Source organism: Chryseobacterium oryctis (assembly GCF_025971925.1).
Classification (GTDB): domain Bacteria; phylum Bacteroidota; class Bacteroidia; order Flavobacteriales; family Weeksellaceae; genus Chryseobacterium; species Chryseobacterium oryctis.
Map to the genome: position 1 here is coordinate 254,352 of NZ_JAPDHV010000004.1, position 24,918 is coordinate 279,269.

Sequence of the window (24,918 nt, forward strand, 5' to 3'; positions counted from 1 at the left end):
TTTATGTCATTGCGAGAGGACAGAGACTAAGCAATCTCAAAAAAAGCTTCCAGAATTCACTGAAAGCCTTATATGTTTTATAATACGGAAATTAATCAGCCATCACTTCACCTGCTTTTCTGTAAACGAAATTTCCGTAGATGTGCCTTCTTGCGAAACGGCTCGGAGAATCTGCATTCACCATTTTTATATATGTATTCTTTGGAACACCAATATATTCGTAAGATACTCCATTCAAATGTTGAACAGTCAAGATTGATTTCTCCAGATAAAAATCCTGAATATTAGATTTTGTAATCGTTTCAGTATATTCTTCTTTGTACTTTTCCTGTGTTTCAGGATTGATGCTTACCAAAAAATGATAGGCTTCAATCACAGACTTACTTTTTTCTTCTGCTTCCAGTTTTCCCGCTTCATCGTTGATAAATTTATCAGGATGCGTATCTTTCATCGTATTCCTGTAAATTGTTTTTAATTCCTTTAAAGTCACATTTTTATCAACTTCAAGAAGCTTTCTGTATTCGCCTAATTTTTTCATAACGGATAATCCTTATTTTCGGGGTGCAAAATTAGGGTTTTTAATTGTAAAAAATGTAAGTTTTTGATTATTAATTTATTGAAATATTATTGTACTATTTAATTGATTATTTTAAATTAGTGATATGAACGAATATAAAAATATGTCAAGAGAAGATTTTATGAATTTCTTCCGTGATGATGAAAAATTAAATGAATTAACAACAGATGACAGATTTGAAATTTTCGAAACCATTCTAATTGGTTCTTCTGATTTTACAAAAAAATTATTAGATGAGATATTATCTGATTACAATGTTGATAATCTTGAAGTAATTGAAATAGATAATGGCAAAAAATAATAACTGGACTAAAGAAGAAACAATAATTGCTTTTAACATTTATTGTAAAATACCTTTTAAAAGTTGCAGTAAAACAAATCCTATAATAATCAAGTATGCTGACATTATTTGTCGGAGTCCATCTGCATTAAGTATGAAAATTGGAAATTTTGGACGACTTGATCCAGAGCTTAAAAAACAAGGAATTAAAGGCTTAACAAATGGTAGTAAGTTGGATGAGGAGGTTTGGAATGAGTTTAATGGTAATTGGGATAATTTGGTTTTTGAAAGTGAAGTGTTGTTAGCAGGGTTTCAAAACAAAAAAATTGAAGAAATAGAAGTGTATAATGTAGCAGATTTTCCAAAAGGGCTAGAGAAAGAAACTATTATCAAAACAAGGGTAAATCAAAGCTTTTTTAGAAGTACAATTCTTTCATCTTATAATTTAAAATGTTGTATTACTGGATTATCTATTCCAGATTTTTTAGTTGCTAGCCACATCAAGCCTTGGTCAGTAGATATGGATAATAGGACGAATCCACATAATGGTTTATGCTTAAACTCTATACATGATAAAGCTTTTGATAAAGGGTTTATTACAATAACGCCTGATTACAAAGTATTAGTTTCGAATTATTTTGATGATTATTCTAATGATGTTGCCGTAAATGATTTTTTTAATAAATTTCAGAACCAACAAATTGTATTGCCAGAGCGGTTTTTACCTGATCAAGATTTTTTAGACTTTCATTTCAATAATATTTTTATAAAATAGTATAACTTCAAAATATTTGGTAATTAAGATTTTATGTCATTAAAAAAACAGGAGCCCTTAAGCTCCTAAAAAACAAATATCAATAATTTAAACCTCCTGCAAAGAAAACTCTTCACTCGCTTCTTTCGAAGCCTTTACCATTGCTATCAAGGCTTTCTCTGTTTCGTCCCAATGACGGGTTTTTAGTCCGCAATCAGGATTTACCCAAAGTTGCTGAGCTGGAATGACAGCTTGAGCTTTTTTCAATAATTTTAGCATTTCTTCTTTTGATGGAACTCTAGGCGAGTGAATGTCATAAACTCCTGGTCCGATTTCGTTTGGATATTTGAAATCTGCAAAAGCATTCAGTAATTCCATTTGACTTCTAGAGCATTCTATTGTGATGACATCAGCATCCATATCTGCGATATTTTGAATAATATCATTGAATTCAGAATAACACATGTGTGTGTGAATTTGTGTTGCATCTTCCACGCCACTTGCCGAAATTCTGAAGGCTTCAACTGCCCATTTCAGATAATTTTGCCAATCAGATTTTCTTAACGGAAGTCCTTCACGAATCGCCGGTTCATCAATCTGAATGATTCTGATTCCGGCTTTTTCCAAATCATTCACTTCATCACGAATTGCCAATGCAATTTGTTTACAGGTAAGAGAACGAGGCTGGTCATTACGTACAAAAGACCATTGAAGAATCGTTACAGGACCGGTTAACATGCCCTTTACCCATTTTTTCGTTAAAGATTGGGCATATTCCGACCAATAAACGGTCATAGGATTGGATCTGTAGACATCTCCGAAAATTACAGGCGGTTTTACGCAGCGACTTCCATAGCTTTGAACCCAACCGTTTTGAGTAAAAGCAAATCCGGCTAATTGTTCTCCGAAATATTCCACCATGTCATTTCGTTCAAATTCTCCGTGAACCAGCACATCAATCCCGATTTTTTCCTGCCAACGGATAGTTCTTTCGGTTTCCTGTTTTAGTAAAGTATCGTATTGTTCGGAATTTAATTCCCCTTTTCTGAATTTTGAACGCCAATTTCTTACTTCTTTAGTTTGAGGAAAAGAACCTATGGTTGTTGTCGGAAATAAGGGAAGCTGTAGAATTTCCTGTTGAGATTTTTTTCTTATTTTAAATGGAGATTTTCTTTGTGCATGTTGCCCTGTTGTTGAATTCACAAGGTTTTTCACGTTTTGGTTGTGAATGAGTGTGGAAGTTTTTCGACTTTCAATTATTTTTCTGTTTTCGGCTAATTCTTGTAAAATACTGTAATCAGGGTTTTCTGAAGCTAGTTTTTTCAGCGTAACAATTTCCTGTACTTTTTGTTTGGCAAAAGCCATCCATTGTTTGATTTCGGGAGATAAAATTTCTTCGTTTTTCTCCGAATCTAGGTCAAAAGGAGAGTGAAGCAGGGAGCATGAAGGTGCAACAAAAACTCTTTCCGAGCCTATTTTCTGAACTGCTTTTTCAATGAAACTTAAAGATTTTTTATAGTCGTTCTTCCAGATATTTCTTCCGTCTACAACTCCTAAAGAAAGACTCAAGTTGTGTGGAATTATATGTAAAACTTCATCCAACTGTTCCGGGCTACGAACCAAGTCAATATGTAAAACATCGACAGGAAGAGACGTTGCTAAGGAAAGATTATCTTTTAAGCCTTCAAAATAGGTTGCAATAATAAATTTAAGATTAGGGAATTGTTTTCTGATTTCAGTGTAAATGAGTTGATAGGTTTCCTTGGTTTTTTCGTTTAAATCTAACGCTAAAAAAGGCTCATCAAACTGAATATATTCTGCACCATGATTTTCTAATTCCTTTAAAATATCAATATAAACAGGAACTAACTTCTGTGCTAAATCTAATTTATCAAAATCTTCCTCTTTTTCTTTTCCAAGTAATAAATAGGTCAGTAAACCAATGATTACAGGCTTAGCATTAATTCCCGTTTGCTTTGAATTAATAAATTCCTGAATGATTTTGTTTGAAAATAAACTGAATTCCTGATTTTTCTGAAATTCGGGCACGATATAATGGTAATTGGTATCAAACCATTTGGTCATTTCCATTGCTGTAATATCCAATCCGTCATTTTGATAACCTCTTGCCATGGCAAAGTAGAGGTCAATTTCGGATTTTTCGGAAGCAATTTCCTGATAACGTTCAGGAATGGCTCCAACGGTTAAAGTCATATCCAAAACCTGGTCATAATACGAAAAATCATTACATGGAATAAGGTCTATTCCTGCTTCCTGCTGAATTTTCCAGTTGTGTAATGCGATGTTTTTTCCAATTTCCAATAGTTCGTCTGCTTCGATTTTACCTGCCCAATATTGTTCACAGGCTTTTTTGAGTTCTCTGTCGCTACCAATTCGCGGATAGCCAAGTAGGTGTGTTTGCATTTCTGTAAAGTCTTTTAATTAAACAATTATTCAAAAGTTCTTTAGTGCTTCGAAATGCTTTCGTAAAATGAAATTGATGAACAGGATATAATAATGACGTAATTTTTCCATTAACGAAAATACGTTCAAGTATATCATCTTTCTAATCCAAAAACTCCAAATCGCGAGAGCATTGATCATTCGGAAAAGGCAGGTCTCCTGACTTGTAACAGTTTTGTCATCCTTCCCGTTTTCACAGTGGATATGAGTCGACAAAACCTTTGATAGATTACTTACAGTTGCGCGACAGCTCGTGATTTTCACACGATTCCCTATTAATTTACGTTATGCAAAACCTTTTCCGTTTGATGAAGTATGTAAAAGAACAAAATGTGATGTAAAGGTATTAATTAAAGTGAATTGATTGGTTTTAATTTAAAAATTAAGTATTATATTTTGTTTTAATTGGATTTAAAAGTTTATTATTCTGTATTTTTGAAAAATAATCATTTAAAAAGAATATTATTCTGTGGAAAGGCTTGACGAAAAGGATTTACAGTTGCTTAGAATCCTTCAAAAAAATGCGAAATTGACGGTAAAAGAGTTGGCTAAAGAAGTTAATCTTTCGGCATCACCTGTTTTTGAGCGTATGAAAAGACTGGAACAGGAGGGATATATCAAGCATTATGCAGCTATTTTAGAAGCCGAAAAGCTGAATCGTGGTTTTACGGTTTTTTGTCAGGTGAAGCTGAAAATTCATGACCGTTCTGTTGGGAATCAGTTTGTGGAAGATATTTTAAAGATTGATGAGGTTGCAGAATGTTATAATATTTCCGGTGATTTTGATTTTCTATTGAAAGTTCAGGTGAGAGATATGAAACATTATCAGGATTTTGTGTTCAATAAGTTAGGTTCTGTAGATTCTATCGGAAGTACGCATAGTACATTTGTGATGGCGGAAGTGAAAAATATTCATGGAGTGAGTATTTAATATAAGAAAACAGCATCAACTTTCTGATGCTACTCATTGTTAATATTCTTTTAAATCACATTTAAACCTGTATTTTTCAGTAATATTATTTTATCTGTTATTTTTTAGTAATCCATTTATAGTATGATATTGACTTATTTTTTTTGTAATTTGAGAGAATAAACTAATTAGCTTTGTGTTTAGTTTTATTGTTTCAATAGAAATGTCTAAAACTTCTTCTTCATCGATATTAAATATTTGCTCTAGAAGTTTTGTTTTACTTTTGTTTCTGTGGGCTATTGTTTCGTGTCGAATTTCTTTGAAAAAAGCTGTTCTTTTTTTCTTTAATTGATTAATTTCTTTTCCAATTTCATTTAAAGATGTTATAAATTCTAAAAAATTTATTTCTTTTAATTCATCACTTAATTCCTTTCCTAAAATATTATTTATATCATTAAAATATTCATAGATGGTTAAGCAAATTATTCTTGCATAAAATTTATTTTCAATTTCATTATTATTTTTATTCAGGTTGTTTGAACTAATAATTAAATCACTCTGAATTGTCTTAACATAAATGCAAGTTTCATAAAAATTTATATATCGAAAATTGTTTCGAGCTTCCATCCCTTTGCAAAATGCAAAATCTTGTATCAATCCTAAATTTAAATCTTTAAGAATTTCGTTTATATCCATAATATTGGTGAAATTACTATTTGGAATTCTGTTAATCAAACCTTTCTTGTTGTAAATAAGTCAGAGTTGCACCTTTTATAAAATCTTCAAGAGATGTTTCTTTTACGGCAGATTTGTTGGTAAGCTCAATAAGATATACAATAGAATTATTTCCCAATTTACTGTCTTTGTAAGTAAATTTGATTACTTTGGTTTTCGGGTTTGAACTTAACGGACTTATTTCAGAGGTATTGCTCAATTTCACATTGTTTACATCAAAACCGGCTCTTGGATCTTTCTGTAATTTCAAAAATCTTTTTTGAGTTTTATCGGTGGTTTCGTCCAAGAATTTTTGCATCTGATAATCTGTTAAAAGCTGTGGATAAAGTAATCCTTCTTTCAGCAAAGAACTCATAATTTTATCAGATTTATCATAGTAAAAAAACTTATCGTCAAATTGAACCTGAGTATTAGTTACTGTGATTTTTCCTTCAAATTTTTTATAATTTTTTTTCTTGTATTCTTTTTTATACTGCTCGATATTTGCTTGTTCTCTCGGGCTTGGTTTTTCACTTTTCTGCCCAAAAAGATTCATTGACAATAACAAAGAAAGACTTAGTGTATACAACAGTTTCATAATGTTATGTTTTTAATTAACTAATTTTTAAAATTTACAAAATATTTTTAAGACGAAGGTGCTGAATCAACATGATTGTTTTCGCATCTTTTATTTCTCCTGAATCTATCATCGTAAGAGTTTCTTCAAATGGAAGTTCCAATACTTCAATGTTTTCGCCTTCATGTTCCAATCCTCCTCCGTCTGCAATTTTCATTTCTTTTGAATATTCGGCGACAAAAAAGTGAAGAATTTCAGTAACAGAACCTGGAGACATATAGGCTTCGAAAATTTTTTCAACTTTAGAGATTTTATATCCTGTTTCTTCTTCGGTTTCTCTTTTTATGCATTCTTCAGGGTTGTCATCATCTAGCAATCCTGCACAGGCTTCAATTAGCATTCCTGTTGGGTTTCCGTTGATGTAAGTTGGTAATCTGAATTGTCTCGTCAGAATTACTGTTTTAGACTCTTTATTATACAGCAAAATAACTGCTCCGTTTCCTCTGTCATAGGCTTCTCTGCTTTGTTTTTCTACTGTTCCGTCTTTTTTTTGAATATTGAAAGTTACTTTTTTTAAAGTATACCAGTTGTCTGATAAAATTTCAGTTTTTTCAATACTAACGTTCGTATTTTGCATTAATTTTATAATCTTGATTGAATATTTTTATATCATTACTTTTTTAGCAAATCTTCCAAAGCCAATTTCAAATCAGGAAACTCAAAAGTAAAACCTGCCTCCTGAATTTTCTGAGAAGACGCTCTAGAACCTTCAAGCAAAGCACTTGCCAATTTGCCAAATAAAATCTTTAAAATGAAACCCGGTACATTGGGCATAAATAATGGTTTTCTTAAAACTTGGGCAATTTCTTTGGTGAAATTTTCATTCGTTGTATGCTGTGGTGAAGTTGCATTGTAAGCTCCATCAATATTGGGGTTTTTTAAAGCAAATTCATATATCGAACAAATATCTTTAATATGAATCCAAGGCATATATTGTTTTCCACTTCCTAAAGGTGAACCAATATAATTTTTAATCGTTGGAACCATTTTTTTTAAAGCACCTTCTTTTTCGGAAAGTACAACAGCAGTACGAAGTTTTACAACTCTTTCTGCAAGATTTTGGAGTTTGAATTCATCTGCAGCTTTTTCCCAAAGTACGACAACTTCACTCAGAAAATCATTTCCGGGTTTATCATTTTCATTAAAAATTTTATCTGTTGTTTCGGTTCCGTAATAATTAACTCCTGAAGCGGTAATGAAAGATTTTAATGTAATATTTTTCTTTTTCAGAGTGGTTAAAAGCAGATTTGCAGAGTCAACCCGACTGGAAATGAGTTCTTTTTTTCGTTCTTCGGTCCAGCGTTGTTCAGAAATGTTAGCTCCTGCTAAATGAATGATATGTGAAACGTTTACAAAGGCGGATTCATCAATAATTTGCTTTTTTACATTCCATTCGTATTGGTTGTTTTGTGTTTTTTTACGGGTTAAAAATCTAATTTCATAGTCTTTTCCAATCATTTTTGCTAATTCTTTAGCAATGGTTCCGTTGGCTCCTGTGATTAAAACAACCTCTTTCATAATGGTATTTTGTGTATGTTTTTTAATTCTTTACGATTAAAACAAAATCTTCCTCCAAAAGTTTATAACCATAGTCATAAATGAATTTGTATTCAGAACCGTTTTTGTAAACTTTTGTATTGGTAAAATAGTCAAAGTCAAAACCTAATTGGCTGAGTTTTGATTTTGCAATTTTAGTCTTTCCTTCAATATTAACTTCTTTTAAAATTCTATAGTTTTTTCGAAGTTTATTATTTACATTTCTCATCAAATTTGATGAGTCTTTGTTTTGTTTATTGTTGTAGGCGTTTCGACAGGCATCATTACAAAATTTTTTGTCTGACCGACCGACTATTTTTTCGCCACATTCGAGACAGTTCATAATTTTTATTTTTTCATTTTATGTATGTGCTGATGTTTTTTCTTTAATAATCGCTTAATTCTACCATGAGTGGGATATGCTCTATTCGGAGTAATATTATTGAAAATTAAAGCTATCAATAATAAAATTATACATCCCGATAAAACAGGTGAGATAACGTACCAATAACCTAATTCGGGAATCTTACCTGTTGAACTTACCGCAATCAGTGCAGTTGCACCTCCCGGAGGATGCAAAGTTTTTGTGTATTGCATCAAAACAATAGAAAGTGCTACAGCTAAAGGTGCTGAAAGCCAAATAATATCAGGAACAATTTTATAAATAGTAACTCCGACTATTGCTGAAATGACATGACCTCCAATTAAATTTCTAGGTTGTGCAAGCGGACTTTGAATGGCTCCGTAAATCAAAACACTGGATGCTCCGAAAGAACCGATAAGAAAAATGTTTTCTGTTGCAGAAAGAGAGTGAGATTGTATAAAAGCAATAATGCCAATTCCGAAAAAAGCTCCTAAAAAAGACCAAAAATGTTCTTTATAATCAACCAAGGTTTCTTTATAAATTACATATTTTGATACCCTAAAACTTCTCTTAATTGTCTTCTTCACTATTGCTTTATTTTATGTAAAGATAAACATTTATCCGTTTGTAAACGACTGTGAATGAATTTAAATAGCTTTATGGTAATATCTATGAATTAATCAAAAAAAATAAGAGGCTGAGAAATTAATCCAACAAATTTTGTATGAATAATCTGATATCTTGTTCTTTACTCAACCCCAGTTTTTGTTTTAATCTGTGTTTGCTGATTCTCACTGTATTGGGGTCTGCTTTCAAGATATTTGAAATCTGTTGATTGTTCATGTTTAAATAAATAAAAGAAGCATATTTTACATCAAGATTGGTGAGCTTTCCTTTTGCTATTTCGTCAAGTTTTTTATAAAAATTAGGATGAATTTTTTGCACCATTTCCTGCACAGAAGTGAAATCTTTATCAATCCATGATTCATTTTTAATTAATTTTGAATATTCAACTTCGTTTTTCTTTTCCAGCTTGTCTTTAAGTGACATCAATATTTCATTCTTATGTTTCACCTGCAATGATGCAACCAAGGCTTGTTTTTGCAGTTGTTCTTGTTGTAGTACCAATAATTCTTGTTCGGCTTTTATCCGGAATTTTTCTTCCTGCTCTAATTGAAATTTTAACAGGTGTTCATGATTTTGCGCTTCTAATAATTCTACTGTTTGTTTTTTTGTTTTTATTTTGCTTTTTAAAACATAAATGACCAATCCCAAAATGATAATTGCTAAGATTAACAGAAAAAAATAGAACATCCTTTCCCTATTATAAGATTGATTACGTTCCTGAAGTTGTTTAATTTCTGTTTCTTTTTTCTCTGTATTATAGAATATCTCTAGCGATTTTGTATTGTTAGCATAGGAATTAAGATAGATATTTTTCAGGTAATCATTTAATTCTGCCTGATACTTCAATGCATTTTTGCAATCTCCCAATTCCTGATATGCTGCCGATAAATAGGATAAAGTATATTCTAGATATTCTTTTTTAGGGCTTTTAGTATTTAGCAACTCATTATAAGCTTTCTTAAAATATACTAGAGCTTCCTTATTTTTTTTGTTTGAAAAGTAAAGGCCTCCAATGTTATCATAGACGAGTACAAGTTCACTTCTATTGTTTGGTGAGCTTAAAAATATTTTTTCGGCTTCTTTAAGGATGTTTAATGTTTCTGTAAGATTGTTATTGTGAGTTCTTGTATATGCAAGTGAATAGTTAACATAAGCAAATCCTAATGTCCTTTTTTTTGCATGTTCATTGGTGATTAATTTAGCCAGATTAATGGATTTTTTTAGATAATGACTTGCTGAATCCAGATTTTCTTCTTTAGTCGGGAGTCATCTGCAATCTTCTAAAAAATAAGAACCTTTTACAAGTGTTGCTCGAGCTTTTAAGTATTTATTATTTGTTTTCTGCGCATGATCATAGGCTTTCTGTATGTATGTTTTATTATTGGCTTCCAAAACATTTTGTTTTTGGGCTTTATATTGCTCCAAATACAGAATTGTTAGTATATAATTTTGGTCAACATGTTTAGAGAATTCATTAATTGCCGAGTTGAAAGATTGAAATGCTAATTGGTATTTTTCGAGATAATTATAATATGACATATATGCATAGTCTACATATGCCATATCTAGTTTAGATTTAGTCGAATGAGCTAATTGTTTTGCTTTTTGTAATGAAAGAACAGCTTTTTTTTCATCTTCTAATTTGAGATAGTAAAAAAAATAGAAAACATAGCCTAAGATCTGAGTTGATTTATTTTCTGAATGAATGAAATTTCTATCTAATTGTCTTTTTACTTCAACTAGGTTTTTTTCATACAGCTGATTTTCAACTTCTTGCATGTTCATATTATTGTCACTACCCTGAGCGAAAAAAAATTGTGTCATAAAGGAAATAATAATCAGTGTACTTTTTTTCATGTAATTCTTTTGTTGTTAGTAATTTATGTTTGTTTATATGTGGGAGATTTTCTTATTTATTAGGTGTTGGTCTTGGTTTTCTGTGTTAATCGTCATTAAAAGAGAATTACAATTGCTCTAATCTTTTTTTTCATTTATAAAGAATGAAAGTCATGACTGTTCGAATGTTTCTCAGATTTTCCCAATTCAAAGAATTATTATATCATCTTCACTTAGATTTCTAGTTTGTCAAACTAGAAATTGGCACAGTTGGTTATATGTCCTTTGTTGAAATTTTTCTTTCAAACTGAAGGATATTTAGTTTTATAAATAAAAAGTTAAAGTATATGTGGGAAAATTTTACACAAAATGTGTATAGGGGATAATTTTTTCAAATCATAATGCAAATATACATAGCATTTTTTTCAAATTCCTAGATTGAGAGCTTAAATCTTTATTTTTAACTATGTGATTATCAATATATTGAAAATGTTGTAAATATTTTGTACATACTAATAAAACAATGTAAATGAAATATAAACACTCAAATCAAATCATATTTTCTTAAAAAAAATATATTTATAACACGGAAATGTGAATAGTTTAAATTTTTAATAATAATCAATTACACAGTGAAATTAATCAGGTAATGATGAATTAATTTATATAAAGAATAGATTAGTTTATATAATTATGTGGTCGATAGTTTCAACGAATAAAAGAACATTAAATAACAAAGGAAAGGAAATGAAGAAAAATTATCTAGTATTATTGCCTTTTTTAGGCCTGACAGCGTACGGACAATCGGGAAAGGTAGGTATCCATACAAGTGAACCAACTGAAAACTTGTCAGTTGATGGAACAGTTAAGGTTAAAGAATTACCAGCAAACGGTGCGACTAACGCCATCTATACAATCAATTCTAACACAGCAACGAACAATACATCTTCAACGAGTAAGGATCAAACTTTTACAGCAGTAAATACTGTAGTAGTTGATAAAAATGGAGTATTAGGAACTGTTTCCGGCTTACCGACTACGGTTTTACCGGAAATTAAAAGCATTCAGTACAAATCAGTTACTGCTCCTATTACTAATAATACAGCTACAGCCTCCTATTTAGAATTGGGGAACTTAGCTGTTCGATTTGATGGTACCAATCCTTCAGATTATGAGGCTACTTGGTCATTTCGACTAATAAATAATATTAAAGATTCAAACGGTAATGCTGCCACTGCAGATAATGTGATTGCCAATAATATAAAAGTAGGTCAGGGAGGTATTTACGGAGGTCAGCACAGGCAAATATCAGCACAAAAAAATACATGGTATGTAGCTCAGGATGGTAATGCTAAACCCAATGTCGGATTCAGAGATTTTGTACAATCAATGATTACATTGGTAAATACAAAAGAGGTATATCGTTTGACTATTAGTGTATCTAGAACCACAACAGTAGGTGGTGAAGTTACTGTCGCAAGCCCCGGACAAGTTACACTTTTCTTAGAAAGATTGACAGATGCTAATTAATTTTCATTCAACGTCTTTTTCTCAATTGCAGAAGTATTTATCCGTTTACAAACGACTGTAAACGGATTTAAATAGTTTTTTACCGATTAAAATTTGTTGTTTTTCAAATCTTTGTCACAGAGATTTGAGAAAACAGTGAGCGTTTCTTATCTATTAATACTAATCAAAAAAATAAAAATTATGTCACTAAGAAACAAAGTAACATTAATTGGTTACACAGGTAAAGAAGTTGAAATCGTAAATTTTGACAACGGGAATATAAAAGCGATTGTATCTTTGGCTACAAGTGATTATTACACAAATGCAAAAGGCGAAAAAGTAGAGGAGACTCAATGGCACAATTTGATTGCTTTTGGTAAAACAGCAGAAATTTTTCAGAAATATGTTCCGAAAGGAAAGGAAATTGCAATTGAGGGTAAACTCATATATAGATCTTATGATGATAAAGACGGTGTGAAAAGATATATTACAGAAATAAGAGTAGATGAAATTTTACTTCTTGGTGGGAAATAATTAAAAAACACGAATGATGAGAGTAAAAGTTTTTAAAATCAGATTGTCTGAGGATTTTCTTTATCAGGATCAGGAAATGTTGGACGATTTTTTAGGAAATCACGATATTATTAAAGTAGAAACAGCTTTTGTAAATGACGAAAATTTTTGGTCTGTGATACTATATTTTGATGAATTAAGAAAGGTTCAGAATAGTGTAAAAGAATCTAAAAGAGCAAAATATTCAGCTGAAAGCGAAGAACTAAATGCTGATGAAGAAAAGATTTTGTCTGCATTGAAAGACTGGAGGTCTGAGAAAGCTCAAGAACAGAATTTACCATCTTATTTTATTGCGACCAATAAAGAGCTGATATCTGTAACAAAATACAAACCTGCAAAGAAAGAAGAATTGTGTGATATCAAAGGTTTTGGAAAGCATAAGATTGAAAATTACGGTGTAGAAATCTTGGAAATTCTTGAAAACTTTTGATTTATGTATTATTATCACGAGCTACAAGTTTGCTTGTATAAGTATAATAAATTCCACCAATTGATATAATAATGAGAGAAGAAATTATTAGCCAAAGTGTATTAAACCCATAATTTTGGGCAAGGAATGTTCCTAAAAAAGGAGATATGAATAATGCAACAGAGAAGGTTGCGCTAAATAATCCCATATATCCCCCAATATTTTTGCCTTCTGCTCTAATAGAAATAATTGTTGATAAAAAAGGATTTATCAGCACTCCTGAAACTGCTATGAGAGTGATTGAAATAAAGATAGAATATATGTCTGTAAAAAAAGCAAGAATAAAATAACCAGTAAATAATAGAATTAGACCCAATATTACAACGTAGATTGTTTTAAGAGTTTTTATTAATATATTGACTAATGGCATTTCAATTATAAGGAGCAAAATTCCACAATACCCAAAAATGACACCGATCTCAGCTTTAGAAATTTCTAAATTATTATAAAATAAAGGCAGAGAGCTAAATAGTTGCATAAGGCAAATTGTATAAATAGTACAAAAAAAGATGAAAATAAGAAAGTATTTATCTTTATAAGGAGACTGAAAATTATGGGAATTTTGATTTTCTTTTTTTACGTTGATGTCTTTTCTATCCTTAAAGTAAAAATAGAGGATGATGCCAGAAATGAGGGATGTGAATGCATTAACATAAAAAATAAGACTGTATGATAATGAAGCAAGAATACCTCCTAAAGAAGGACCAATAAAAAAACCTAAATGCAATGCCATTCTGTTTAAAGAGAATGCTCTTGCTCTGTTTTCTGTTGAAGAATATCTTGTGATTGCAACAGAGTTTGCAGGTAAAAAAAACTCATTAATACAGCTTTGTATAAAAAATGCTATTGATAAAGAATAAATGTTCTTTATTTCAGGAATTATTATAAAACCGGGAATGCATAGAAATAAACTTAGCATCTGTACTCTAAAATGTCCGATTTTATCTGTACATCTGCCTCCAAGGTACGCTCCTAAGATTGCTCCTAATCCATAGAAGCCTAAAATAATGCCTGTTTCTTCCAATGAAAAACCTAAATGATCTGCAAAATAAACGCCGAGGAAAGGTAAAACCATTGAACCGGAACGGTATATCAACATTATCATGCACAGCATCCACGACTCTTTGGATAAGCCTTTGTAAGAATTTAAAAATGAAAAAAATAGATTATTCATATTTATTCTTAGTGTCTAAATTGTTTTTTTAGATTATCCAGCTAATCTTATTTGATTAACAAATAAAAATTGTGAAGATCATAAAATTGATTATTTTTATAAACTGCTTTTTTAGATATTCCTTCTTCAATAAAACCATTATTTTTTAAGGCCTTCATAGAGCCTATATTGTATTCAAAAACTCTGGCAAATATTCTGTTTACATCTAGATTTTTTATAGCATAATCTATCATTTTTTTTATTGCAGAGCTTACTATTCTTTTTCCCCAATATTTTTCTCCGATCCAGAATCCAATTTCTATACTTTTTCTATAAACATCAGGCTGTTTCACAAAACTTATTACTCCTACAAAATGACTGTTGAATTCAATAGCAAAAGTAAGCTGTGGTTCTTCTTGTGCTACCATATTGATAAAGAATTTTGCATCGTCAATTGTATATGGATGAGGGAAAATATCCCTCATGTTATTCCATATATTTTTGTTGTTTGCCAATTTGTACAATGTTTCTGTATCGTCGACAGATAACTTTCTTAAGGTTATTGCGTTTTCCATTTATAAAAAATTAATGATTAATAATCTTTTAAAACTATAAAATAAGTATTTAGTTTTTTGTTTTTGCCAGACATTGTTTTAGGCTTTTTCATTATATGCTATAGATATTTAATGAGTTTTTAAGCGGTTCCAATGAAGATTTTAAAAGATCTTGTACAGAATCTTTTCCTTTGTCAAGTACATTCATCAGGTATTCATTGGTGAGACGGTTTTCTCTGAATGGACGTAATTCTTCCGATATAATATCAAAAAATCTCATTTTTTCTTCAATTGTTAAGGGGATGTTTTCCAGGTTTTTGGATAGGTCTTCTCTGTGTAAAGAATTGTACCATTCTTGTAGTACTCTTTTGTCATTTATAGACATTATTTTAGATTCAAGATCTTCTAAATCTTCACTTAAGAAAACACAATTTTTTTGAATCATATATTTACCGTCTGTACCGTTGATATATCCAATTTTTGAAGGTAGATATTTAGGAATATTGATGGAAATATTATTCCTTTTTTTGAGGTTTTCAGCTATCTCTTCCATGATGTATATATACCCGATAATCTCTTCACCTCCCTGAAAATAATCGGCTTTGAGACTTAATGCCATAGCTGCTATACCAAGTTGTGGATAAAGCCATTCTGTAACAGAAGGGTAGTTGCTAAGACCAAGTTCTTTTCTTTGATAAGACTTTAATGATCCTAAAAATGAATTTTCATATAAGTGATTGCAGTATTCTACATCTATTACTGTGCTGTAATAAAGCATGTGTTCTAAAAATAAGTGCGCAATATCTGATGTTAGTACAATATTATTATTTTCCACGTCGAAACCAGAATTTATAAAATCCTGTACTACAAATAATGTCCTGTTCTGAATGTATTCTCTTTCTTTAGGATACATGAAGTAAGCAAGAAGGTCGTCTAGCACTACAAATGTGTTATGATCATATTGAGATTCTACTAAAGATTTCATTGCTCCAAAATAATGACCTAAATGTCTTGGTCCTGTTACTGGATTGTGTGCACTGATTAAGATTTTTCTTTCCATTTTATTAATTTTTTAAGGTTTGGTTAAATATAGAGACCAATAGATTGGTCTCTATACATTATATTAAGGAATTACTGTTAGGTGAGGATTATTCGCAGTCCTGTTTTATGTCACTGTCGTGAATAATGATATTTTCATCTACCATATTCATCATTCTCAACTTATCTCTAGTAATCTCCAGAGGAGTACTTAGCATAGGTTTTACATTCTCAAAAACCGGAGTAGCTTTACTATCAAGGGATTTTACTTTCCCTTTGATCTCTTTGGTGTTTTCTGTTATTGTTTTCATTTTAATAATATTTTGTGGTTTATTCACAATCCTGTTGTATGTCACTATCATGAATGATGATATTTTCGTCTACCATATTCATCATTCTCAACTTATCTCTAGTAATCTCCAGAGGAGTACTTAGCATAGGTTTTACATTCTCAAAAACTGGAGTAGCTTTGCTATCAAGGGATTTTACTTTTCCTTTGATTTCTTTGGTGTTTTCTTTTAATGTTTTCATTTTAATAAAATTTGATAGTTAGAGTTATAGCAATTCCTTAATATTTACTGTTTTTCCAAAATAGTTGTCGCAGGTGGTTAGTTTTCTCCATTCATTCATTTTATCAGATTTTTGCCAGACTTTGATTAAATCTTTTCCGATAATACTTCCTGAATTCCATTCATGATCATTTTCAACATCCACTCTCTTAAGTTTTACAGATACATAGCATTGTCCTTGAGGGGTTATTCTCATTAATCGCTCACCTGTTCTGGTTAATAAAGGCTGATCGTTGATAAGATTTCTGAAAGTATCTTCATTTACGTCGTTTACTATTTCCTGCCATGCAGAATCAGCTGGTTTGATTACTTTGTCGTCTACAAGCTGTTTTAGCTGAAGGTTGGCTTCATAAAGCTCTTCATTATTGGGCATATCACTTTCTAAGTTAAGAGCTCTTCCTGCGATATAGAGTGGTGCAAAACTATATCCTAATGGTTCGTATTGAGAAATAAGTTTTCCAATATTATAGATATCATGTTTGTTGTGTTTGGTAAGTACTGTTCCTACAATAAAAGGAACTTTATGCTTGTGAAGTAGTTCCATCCCCTTTATTACTTTTAAGAAATTTCCTTTACCTCGATATTGTTCACAAATATCTTTGGTAGAGCCATCTAGTGTAGTCTGCAGGAAAACAAAGTTTTTCAGTTGACTTAAGTAGATGATGTCATTTTCGGTAGTAAGAGTAAGATCTGAACCAATAGAAACCATTAATCCTAAACTATCTGCATAAGTTACCATTTCCAGTAAGTCATTTCTTCTTGTAAAAGGGTCTCCACCTGTGAATCTTACATAAAAGACTCCGGAATCTGATATGTTTTTGATAATTGGAAGCCATTCTTCCACTGTAAGTTCTAAAGAAATATCAACTCTAGGATTACTGAAATAAGAACAGTAAGAACATTCTCTTGCGCATTTATTCGTGCTTTCTATTTCTACGCCAAGAGGAGAATAAAAATATTCGTCTGAAAAATCTTCATCAGGAACATTTTCGAAGTAAAAAATAGGGCTTTCTCTTAATGTTTCTCCTTGGTATTCGTTACAAATATCTACTCTTTTAAGTAGATTTACGAAGTTTTCTATTTCTTCGTGTTGTACGTTTGATATGTCAAAATCTTCAGAAATTTTTTCATAAATTTCATATATACTTCGGGGAGTTTTTAGTGCCAGAATAATTTGGTATCCCAGTTTATTAAAGAATCGAACTGATTTTCTTTTGTTTATGAGTACAATACAGCCAAAGCTTTCTTTTCGTACTTTTAGTTGTGGGGTTAAAATGAATTTTTCCATATTTTTTTTGTTTTTGTGGTTACTTATCTAGGTGTGTTTTAGGGATGAGATTTTGTAGGCTTCTCTTTTTAAAGTTGTAATATGGTTTGTAAGCTGATTTTGTATATTTTCATAATTATTGATAATGATTTCGTCTAAATGACTTATTTCCAATTGGTTTTCTCTGAAAGGTTTTAGCTCATTTACCAAAATATCTTTAAGGAGATTTTTGAGGTAGGTGAAATCGTTGTCTTCTGAATAAAATTCAAAAACATTTTTATGACCTGCGGAAGTAAGCCAGTCTTTGATTACTCTTTTATCTTCTATGTTGTCTATTTTTTTGATTAAAGAATCTTCATCTTCTGATAAAAAAATACTATTGTGCTGAAACATGTATTCTCCATCCAATCCTAATACATATCCGTTTCTTGCAGGTTCGTACATTGGAGGATAGTTGTAATCGTTATAAACTTTTTTAATATTGTTTTTTAGATGATTCATAATATAGGTGTAGCCTATGATTTCTTCACCTCCCTGAAATAGTTCTGCTTCTAAGGCAAACGAAATGGCAGGTATACCCAATTGAGGATAAAGTACTTCAAAAACAGAAGGGTATAAATTGAGTCCCAATTCTTCTCGTTGATATGATTTTAAACCTCCCAGAAAAGAATTTTCATATAAATAATTACAAAATTTAAAATCTATAAAATCTGCATAGAAAAGTATAAGCTCCATGAGATAAGGCGTAAAAGAACTTGTTAAAATAACATGGCTTTTTTCGATGTCGTATCCACAGTTGATGAAGTCTTGTAGTACGAAATAAGTTCTGTTTTTTATTGCATGAGCTTCATTAGGATTCATTAATATAGCTAATACATCATCTATGATCAGGTAAGATTCATGTTTATCCTGATTATTAACAAAATCTTTCATTGAACCCCAGTAATGTCCTAAATTTCGTGGTCCAAAAATGGGATTTTGAACACATACTTGTTTCAGTTTATAGGTAATATTATCTTCCATAGTTATTGTTGTAAAATGAATTAATAAAATCTTTGGTGAGTTCTGTTTTATTTCCCTGAAGATCATTCATAATAGAAGGAACAATGACCTGTAAAATTTCTGTGGATTTAGATTCATAACCTTGTTTATGCATAGCGTTTGCTTCTTTTATATAAGATCTAACTAATCTTAATTTCTTTTTTTGCTCATCAAAATTCCTTTTGTTTGTTTCAAAGTTTTCGATTATTTTTTGTTTTGTTTTTTTTATAGAATTAATATCAATATTATCGTAGGTTTGAAAGATGTTTTTGAATAATGGATCCTCAATTAAGTTGGTATAAAAATCTTCTTCATATTCTAATTCTATTAATTCATCAGAATATTTGAATTCATTATTCATTACTAAACTCGAACATGCTAAATCTATAAGATCAATAGCTTTATCGGGAAAGTAAGAATCGGGATGGTTTTTAGTTAGGTTTATTGCTTCAAGAACAGCTTCGTCATTAATTAAAACTTTATAAAATTGTTCATATCTGTATTTCAGTTTTTTAATGATTAAGTAAGTTATATAGTCTTTGGGCTCATCAATTGTTATCTTATGGAATCTTCTATCTAATGCTTTGTCCAGAACAATTGAATTGTTGTATTCCATAAAAGTAGTTGCTCCAATTAACTGAATGTCTCCTCGTGCGATATAGGGTTTAAGAAGATTAACGAAATCTACAGAACCTTCAGAAGCTCCTGCTTTCATAATTGTATGTAACTCGTCTATGAAAAGGATTACATTACTGTTGCATATTTCTTTTAATAATTGCTCAGCTCTTTCCTCAAATTCGCCTCTGTAACTTGTTCCGGCAAGCATAGTAGACATTTTGATACCGTATATTTTTTTGTCTTTTAATGCATCGGGTACTTCATTATCAACAATTAGTTGAGCAATAGACTCAATGATTGCTGTTTTGCCGACACCTGGAAATCCGAGTAGTATGACATTGTTTTTTATCCTTCTGCATAGAGTCTCAATTATTTTTTTTATCTCAAGATTTCTATAGAAAACAGGATCGTATAAATTCTGCTTGGCATTTTCATTAAAATTAACTGCATACTTTTCAATGGTTGAAAGATTGGGTCTTATTTTTTCCATTTAGATAAGTATTAAATAGTTATAGTAAGGTGGATAGATGAGAAACTAGCTTAATATTGTTTTGTATTGTAAGGTTAATGATATTTTTAAAATAATATCAAAATGATGTATTTTATCCGAAATTCGGAATAAAAATGAAATATTTTTCATGATATTTAGTTATTTAGTTTATACAAGTATACAATTATTTTTAATACAAATAATAAAAAAAATGTATTAATTCTTGTTAAAGTGAATTGTTCAATATTTATTATATTGGTTTACAGTATTTTAAATAATAAATTTTATCACTTAATGATGATGTAATTTTAGACTATCAGTTTTGTCTGTAAAAAAGTCCTGCCATTTCACTATTTTTGCATTATATATTACATTTTAATCATCATTTATCAATTATAAAATGAAGCCAAGTTTAGCTAAAGGGACGAGAGATTTTACATCATTAGAAGTTTCAAGAAGAAGATATATCATCAATATTTTACAAAAAAACTTCGAATTATTTGGGTTTCAGCCTCTGGAAACACCAAGTTTTGAAAATCTTTCAACATTGACAGGGAAGTACGGGGAAGAAGGAGATCGTTTGATTTTTAAGATATTAAATTCGGGAGATTATACCTCAAAAGTGAATCAGGAAGATTGGGAAAATAAAAATCATCAGAAACTGACTTCTCAAATTTCAGATAAAGCCTTACGCTACGACCTTACCGTGCCTTTTGCAAGATTTGTAGCAATGAATCACGGGCAATTGACTTTCCCTTTCAAGCGTTACCAAATTCAACCGGTTTGGAGAGCAGATCGCCCTCAAAAAGGAAGATTCAGAGAGTTTTATCAGTGTGATGCAGATGTTGTGGGGAGTGAAAGTCTTTTTCAGGAAGTTGATTTAGTTCAGTTGTACTTAAAGTCATTTTCAGATTTGAAAGTTCCTGTTACGATTCACTTAAACAATAGAAAGATTCTTTCAGGTTTAGCAGAATATGCAGGAATTACAGATAAATTGATTGATTTTACGGTAGCTCTTGATAAACTGGATAAAATCGGAAAAGAAGGCGTTGTAAAAGAATTACTAGAAAGAGAAATTTCTCAGGAATCTATTGATAAATTAGACTTTTTGTTCAATCAGTCGGAAGATGCTTTGGAAAATCTTCTTCAGTTAAAAGAAAAATTTGTTGGTAACGAAATCGGTCTAAAAGGTGTTGAAGAATTAGAATTTGTACTTACACAATCTCTGAATCTTGGCGTAAATATGGAAAATCTTGTTTTCAATATTACGTTGGCAAGAGGATTAGATTATTATACCGGAGCTATTTTTGAAGTGAAGGCAGATGAAGTTCAGATGGGATCTATCGGAGGCGGCGGAAGATATGATAATCTGACGGAAGTTTTTGGTGTGAAAAATATTCCTGGAATTGGGATTTCTTTCGGATTAGACAGAATTTATCTTGTGATGGAAGAGCTTGGTCTTTTCCCTGAAGAAGCGACTTCAAAAGTTGAATATCTGTTCGCGAATTTCGGTGGAGAAGAAACAGTTGAAGCCTTAAAATTAATTATGGAATTAAGAGCAAAAGGCATTTCTGCAGAACTATATCCTGAAAACGCAAAGCTAGGAAAACAATTTACTTACGCCGAAAAGAAAGGAATTCAAAACCTTGTTTTTTTAGGTGAGGAAGAAATTAAAAACAGAACAGTAACTTTCAAAAACCTTGAAGTAGGAGAACAGAAAACAGTTTCTCTGGAAGAATTTTTGAAATAAAACATATTTATTATAATCAGATTAGCGCATTGCGCTAATTTGGTTGCCTTGCAGAATATTCGGTTTACGGAATTTTTTTCTTCAAGAGCAAAGCTCTCTCTAAAAACTTCGCAAAGCCGAGCCAATCGTTGTGTGATATGCTAAATCAACATTCTGCACAAATTGAATCAACAGAAAAAACATTAGAATGAAAAATAAACTTAAACTTGCGATCATCTCAACAATTTTACCAATTATTATACAAGTTTTTCTTAATAATTTTGCTTCTAAATTTGATGATGGATTTGGTTTCGGATTTAGAGATTCTCTCTATTTTCTAATGACGTTTTGCTCATTAGGCACTCTTCCATTTTTTATTTCACTATATAAAAGTAAAGAATTTAACACGCTATTCGAACAAAAAGACATAATTACAAATAGTAAGGACGAAAACTGGATAAAGCACATTTTATTACGAATAGGAATTATTCTCATTATCTGTCTCGCATTTCTCAGCATATCATTAGTAAGTAGCGGAATGGATACTGCTTATCTTATTGCGTATGGTATTGCAGCTACAATCGGAATATCTTTTATAGTTTTAATCATCGAAACCATGTTGCTATTAAGAAAAAAACTATGGAATAAATTTTACTGCAACATAGCAATTTTAGGATTTCTTTTTCTTTTTGGTTTAAATATAATTTAATATAATAATAAAAAATCTAATTGCCATAATAACATTCTTTAACTGACAGTTATTTTACCGAATATGACAAGAAAAGAATTATGGAACATTTAATCGAAGTTGCAAAAGATTTGAAAACTAAAAGTAAAAGGCACATCGCAAACATTGGTAACCGTTGCACAACTCCTTAAAAGTTCAAAAATCAAAAAATTAAGAAGGTATTACACTATCTAAGCTGGTCATATAGAATAACTGTGGTGTGAATTTTTTTCACCCTTGTATACTACGAATTACTAAAATTAATTTATTCATAGTTGTGCAACATGCACATAGGTTTTGCAAAATGTAAGTTTAGTCATTGATTGAAATTATGTAAAAATAAACCGCAACTGCTTTTCATATTGTTTTTTTCCTTTAATTTAGACAATCTGAAAAAGCATTTGTTGAGTTTCTGAATTCTTGAACTTTACCAAGCCTTTTTCCGTGGCACGTAACACAATTAAAATACTACATTTATGATAAATAGAATATTATTTATAATCGGAATTTGCTCAACTATATTTATAAAAGCTCAGAAGAATGAATATATATCGTTAGGTAATGATCAATATGGTAATTCTTTATTTTACAAATTAGACAAAACTCTTGGCAATGAATTTTTTTATTGGTTCAAAATAGAATATACAATGAATAATGATCCGGGAATGTTCAAATCAGAATTTTATGTTAATGCAAAGTGTGAAAATAAAACTACAGCAATGCTAAAATATAAAAATGATTGGAGAAAAGATGATGAGGATGATGGTATCTATGAAGTAACAAAAGAAAAGGTTAAATATATTCAATCAGTCAAAAATGATAAAACATACTTTTTATTTAAAAAAAATTGTAAATAAAAAGAAAAAATGTGCTTCGTTTCTGAATTCTTGAACTTCGCAAAGCCTTTTTCCGTATGTGCAATTTTATTAAATATCCTTGATAAAAGAACTTTACAAGAAATTGAATGAAAAATGGTATTATCCAATTATCTTAATGATTATTGGCTTTGTTTTGTCATATTTCCTCTTACAAATCCCGAAAGAATTGGCATTTAACACAAGTATTATTATTGTTTATGTTTCGATAATATTTGCTTTAATTTTTTCTATAATTCGATTATTCAAAAAAGATTATTTGAAAGGAATATTCCAAACGATATTAACTTTACTAATTTCTGTTGTTTATGCAGGTTATTTTTCGTTTTTTCTGCTGTTTTATCCTTATGATTTTTTCGCTGATAATTTAAAAATTCCACAAAATATAAAATTTGAAAAACCAATTAACTTAAATGAAAATTTAAGCTCTGAATTAAAAATTCCAAATATTAACACCCCAACATTTCTGCTCTATGATGGATTTCAACCAGGAATTTATCAATATGAAATTTTTATAAATAAAATTGAGAAAGGAACTGCATATTTAAAGGTTTATGAAATTACAAAAAACGAAAAATTATCTGAAAAAGATATTGAGGAAAAAAGTAAGATAAACATATATAATCCTACCAATAAACTTATGAAATTTAAACTGAAAGATGATTTTACTGTTTATGAAGGAGATTGGAATCAATTTTATGGTAGTCGAATTGAAGTTTGGTTTAAGCCAGAAAATAAATCTGAAAAAGAGAGAAAATTATTTTCAAAAAATTACATAATTCAAGGTTGGCAAAGATAAAACTGCAGATAACATTGTATTGGCAAAATACGGGGTTTATGACAAAATTGAAAAGCAAATTTTCTATTCTGCTCATGCTTTTCAATTCTGCATATTTTTGTAAGTTCGTTTCAGGGAAAAAATATCGGCTACGCTTGGTCAAAAATTGAACTAAAGTTCTCTTTTATACCCGTACTTCGCCAATACCTTTTCCGTTATGTGCAATTTTATCATAACTCACATCAATAAAAGATCACTGTGAAAAATAAATTTCAAATTTGGAAATTACTTTTTAGTTTGATTATTGTTTTTGGATTTGTAACTCCCTTTATAGACAATTTTGTTACTATTCAAGTATTTTTTTTGATAATTCCGTTTGGAATAATTTTAATTTTTTCAATTATTATCTTCATCGTAAATTTATTCAAGTTTAAAAAGGAAATATTTAATCAAAGCTCAATGAAACTAATTTTAGTAATACCAATTTTTCTTCTATGTCAAATTGTTTCTTCATTTACTGTGAATAAAATTCAAAAAATCCGATGTGAAAAAATCATAACTAAACTTCAAAAAAGATCTGAAAATTTCCCTGAAACTTTAGAGACAAATTTTGGCATTGAGTATAAAAAATCAAAATTTTCAAATAATTATGAACTGAAATATGAGACTGGTTTTTTTGTTAGAGAAATTTTTTCAAGTGAAAATAGAGATTGGAAAAGTTATGGTTGGAATGATTAGAGAAACTGCACATAACATAGTATTGGCAAAAGTGGGGTGAAGTGCAAAATTGAAAAGTAGATTTTCTATTCTATTTTTTATGTAATTTAGTT

29 protein-coding genes and 1 riboswitch are annotated in these 24,918 nt (G+C 30.3%); of the genes, 11 read left to right on the forward strand and 18 right to left on the reverse strand.

Annotation, left to right across the window (positions count from 1 at the left end; genetic code table 11):
• Window positions 1-91: 91 nt before the first annotated feature.
• Window positions 92-538, reverse strand: coding sequence for a KTSC domain-containing protein (locus OH806_RS10905; RefSeq protein WP_264743712.1), 447 nt, complete (start codon window positions 536-538; stop codon window positions 92-94).
• Between the two features lie 124 nt (window positions 539-662).
• Here OH806_RS10905 and OH806_RS10910 point away from each other — a divergent pair, with 124 nt between their 5' ends.
• The gene (locus OH806_RS10910) at window positions 663-878 is read left to right on the forward strand and encodes a hypothetical protein (RefSeq protein ID WP_264743713.1); all 216 of its coding nucleotides are present in this window, start codon (window positions 663-665) and stop codon (window positions 876-878) included.
• Window positions 865-1,632 carry an HNH endonuclease gene (locus OH806_RS10915; RefSeq protein WP_264743714.1) on the forward strand — a complete coding sequence of 256 codons (768 nt, stop codon included), beginning with the start codon at window positions 865-867 and terminating at the stop codon, window positions 1,630-1,632. Before OH806_RS10910 ends, OH806_RS10915 begins: the two co-directional genes overlap by 14 nt.
• An 87-nt stretch (window positions 1,633-1,719) precedes the next feature.
• Here OH806_RS10915 and metE read toward each other — a convergent pair whose 3' ends face one another.
• Window positions 1,720-4,035, reverse strand: a complete 2,316-nt coding sequence (gene metE, locus OH806_RS10920) for a 5-methyltetrahydropteroyltriglutamate--homocysteine S-methyltransferase (RefSeq protein WP_264743715.1) — start codon at window positions 4,033-4,035, stop codon at window positions 1,720-1,722.
• Between the two features lie 171 nt (window positions 4,036-4,206).
• Window positions 4,207-4,389, reverse strand: a riboswitch (cobalamin riboswitch).
• Window positions 4,390-4,543: 154 nt separating this feature from the next.
• On the opposite strand from metE, the gene OH806_RS10925 reads away from it, so the two are divergent.
• The gene (locus OH806_RS10925; RefSeq protein ID WP_264743716.1) at window positions 4,544-5,005 is read left to right on the forward strand and encodes an Lrp/AsnC family transcriptional regulator; all 462 of its coding nucleotides are present in this window, start codon (window positions 4,544-4,546) and stop codon (window positions 5,003-5,005) included.
• Window positions 5,006-5,095: 90 nt separating this feature from the next.
• Here OH806_RS10925 and OH806_RS10930 read toward each other — a convergent pair whose 3' ends face one another.
• From OH806_RS10930 to OH806_RS10965, 8 genes are all read right to left on the reverse strand, one after another.
• Window positions 5,096-5,680 (reverse strand): hypothetical protein, encoded by a 585-nt coding sequence (locus OH806_RS10930; protein ID WP_264743717.1) that lies wholly within the window; start codon window positions 5,678-5,680, stop codon window positions 5,096-5,098.
• A 31-nt stretch (window positions 5,681-5,711) separates the two neighbouring features.
• A complete protein-coding gene (locus tag OH806_RS10935) occupies window positions 5,712-6,296 on the reverse strand; it encodes a hypothetical protein (protein WP_264743718.1) in 585 nt (194 codons plus the stop codon).
• Between the two features lie 34 nt (window positions 6,297-6,330).
• Complete coding sequence (gene nudK / locus OH806_RS10940; protein WP_264743719.1) at window positions 6,331-6,912, reverse strand: GDP-mannose pyrophosphatase NudK; 582 nt, start codon at window positions 6,910-6,912, stop codon at window positions 6,331-6,333.
• 35 nt (window positions 6,913-6,947) lie between these two features.
• Entirely contained in the window at window positions 6,948-7,853 is a 906-nt protein-coding gene (locus tag OH806_RS10945) for a TIGR01777 family oxidoreductase (RefSeq protein WP_264743720.1), read from the reverse strand.
• Window positions 7,854-7,875: 22 nt separating this feature from the next.
• Window positions 7,876-8,214 carry a hypothetical protein gene (locus tag OH806_RS10950; protein WP_264743721.1) on the reverse strand — a complete coding sequence of 113 codons (339 nt, stop codon included), beginning with the start codon at window positions 8,212-8,214 and terminating at the stop codon, window positions 7,876-7,878.
• 5 nt (window positions 8,215-8,219) lie between these two features.
• Window positions 8,220-8,822, reverse strand: a complete 603-nt coding sequence (locus OH806_RS10955; RefSeq protein WP_406567625.1) for an HPP family protein — start codon at window positions 8,820-8,822, stop codon at window positions 8,220-8,222.
• Between the two features lie 118 nt (window positions 8,823-8,940).
• Window positions 8,941-9,804 (reverse strand): helix-turn-helix transcriptional regulator, encoded by an 864-nt coding sequence (locus OH806_RS10960; protein ID WP_264743722.1) that lies wholly within the window; start codon window positions 9,802-9,804, stop codon window positions 8,941-8,943.
• 324 nt (window positions 9,805-10,128) lie between these two features.
• Window positions 10,129-10,719, reverse strand: coding sequence for a hypothetical protein (locus tag OH806_RS10965; protein ID WP_264743723.1), 591 nt, complete (start codon window positions 10,717-10,719; stop codon window positions 10,129-10,131).
• 726 nt (window positions 10,720-11,445) lie between these two features.
• On the opposite strand from OH806_RS10965, the gene OH806_RS10970 reads away from it, so the two are divergent.
• From OH806_RS10970 to OH806_RS10980, 3 genes are all read left to right on the forward strand, one after another.
• On the forward strand, window positions 11,446-12,228 hold the full coding sequence (locus tag OH806_RS10970) for a hypothetical protein (RefSeq protein ID WP_264743724.1): 783 nt from the start codon (window positions 11,446-11,448) through the stop codon (window positions 12,226-12,228).
• Window positions 12,229-12,408: 180 nt separating this feature from the next.
• On the forward strand, window positions 12,409-12,741 hold the full coding sequence (locus OH806_RS10975) for a single-stranded DNA-binding protein (RefSeq protein ID WP_264743725.1): 333 nt from the start codon (window positions 12,409-12,411) through the stop codon (window positions 12,739-12,741).
• Between the two features lie 13 nt (window positions 12,742-12,754).
• A complete protein-coding gene (locus tag OH806_RS10980) occupies window positions 12,755-13,210 on the forward strand; it encodes an HRDC domain-containing protein (RefSeq protein ID WP_264743726.1) in 456 nt (151 codons plus the stop codon).
• Window position 13,211: 1 nt separating this feature from the next.
• Here OH806_RS10980 and OH806_RS10985 read toward each other — a convergent pair whose 3' ends face one another.
• The 8 genes from OH806_RS10985 to OH806_RS11020 all read right to left on the reverse strand — a co-directional run bounded on the left by OH806_RS10985 (window position 13,212) and on the right by OH806_RS11020 (window position 19,979).
• A complete protein-coding gene (locus OH806_RS10985) occupies window positions 13,212-14,423 on the reverse strand; it encodes an MFS transporter (protein WP_264743727.1) in 1,212 nt (403 codons plus the stop codon).
• 47 nt (window positions 14,424-14,470) lie between these two features.
• Window positions 14,471-14,977: a GNAT family N-acetyltransferase gene (locus OH806_RS10990; protein ID WP_264743728.1), complete on the reverse strand. Its 507-nt coding sequence runs from the start codon at window positions 14,975-14,977 to the stop codon at window positions 14,471-14,473.
• Window positions 14,978-15,068: 91 nt separating this feature from the next.
• Complete coding sequence (locus OH806_RS10995) at window positions 15,069-16,016, reverse strand: hypothetical protein (RefSeq protein ID WP_264743729.1); 948 nt, start codon at window positions 16,014-16,016, stop codon at window positions 15,069-15,071.
• Window positions 16,017-16,104: 88 nt separating this feature from the next.
• Entirely contained in the window at window positions 16,105-16,305 is a 201-nt protein-coding gene (locus tag OH806_RS11000; RefSeq protein ID WP_264743730.1) for a hypothetical protein, read from the reverse strand.
• 19 nt (window positions 16,306-16,324) lie between these two features.
• The gene (locus OH806_RS11005; protein WP_264743731.1) at window positions 16,325-16,525 is read right to left on the reverse strand and encodes a hypothetical protein; all 201 of its coding nucleotides are present in this window, start codon (window positions 16,523-16,525) and stop codon (window positions 16,325-16,327) included.
• A 24-nt stretch (window positions 16,526-16,549) separates the two neighbouring features.
• Entirely contained in the window at window positions 16,550-17,851 is a 1,302-nt protein-coding gene (locus OH806_RS11010; protein ID WP_264743732.1) for a radical SAM protein, read from the reverse strand.
• Window positions 17,852-17,878: 27 nt separating this feature from the next.
• Window positions 17,879-18,853, reverse strand: a complete 975-nt coding sequence (locus tag OH806_RS11015) for a tryptophan--tRNA ligase (protein ID WP_264743733.1) — start codon at window positions 18,851-18,853, stop codon at window positions 17,879-17,881.
• Complete coding sequence (locus OH806_RS11020) at window positions 18,843-19,979, reverse strand: AAA family ATPase (protein ID WP_264743734.1); 1,137 nt, start codon at window positions 19,977-19,979, stop codon at window positions 18,843-18,845. Before OH806_RS11020 ends, OH806_RS11015 begins: the two co-directional genes overlap by 11 nt.
• 400 nt (window positions 19,980-20,379) lie before the next feature.
• On the opposite strand from OH806_RS11020, the gene hisS reads away from it, so the two are divergent.
• The 5 genes from hisS to OH806_RS11045 all read left to right on the forward strand — a co-directional run bounded on the left by hisS (window position 20,380) and on the right by OH806_RS11045 (window position 24,826).
• Window positions 20,380-21,729, forward strand: a complete 1,350-nt coding sequence (hisS, locus tag OH806_RS11025) for a histidine--tRNA ligase (RefSeq protein WP_264743735.1) — start codon at window positions 20,380-20,382, stop codon at window positions 21,727-21,729.
• A gap of 187 nt (window positions 21,730-21,916) precedes the next feature.
• Entirely contained in the window at window positions 21,917-22,417 is a 501-nt protein-coding gene (locus OH806_RS11030; RefSeq protein ID WP_264743736.1) for a hypothetical protein, read from the forward strand.
• Between the two features lie 494 nt (window positions 22,418-22,911).
• Window positions 22,912-23,292 carry a hypothetical protein gene (locus OH806_RS11035; protein ID WP_264743737.1) on the forward strand — a complete coding sequence of 127 codons (381 nt, stop codon included), beginning with the start codon at window positions 22,912-22,914 and terminating at the stop codon, window positions 23,290-23,292.
• 103 nt (window positions 23,293-23,395) lie between these two features.
• Window positions 23,396-24,109 carry a hypothetical protein gene (locus tag OH806_RS11040; protein ID WP_264743738.1) on the forward strand — a complete coding sequence of 238 codons (714 nt, stop codon included), beginning with the start codon at window positions 23,396-23,398 and terminating at the stop codon, window positions 24,107-24,109.
• Window positions 24,110-24,346: 237 nt separating this feature from the next.
• Window positions 24,347-24,826, forward strand: a complete 480-nt coding sequence (locus tag OH806_RS11045) for a hypothetical protein (RefSeq protein ID WP_264743739.1) — start codon at window positions 24,347-24,349, stop codon at window positions 24,824-24,826.
• The last annotated feature ends 92 nt before the right edge of the window (window positions 24,827-24,918 follow it).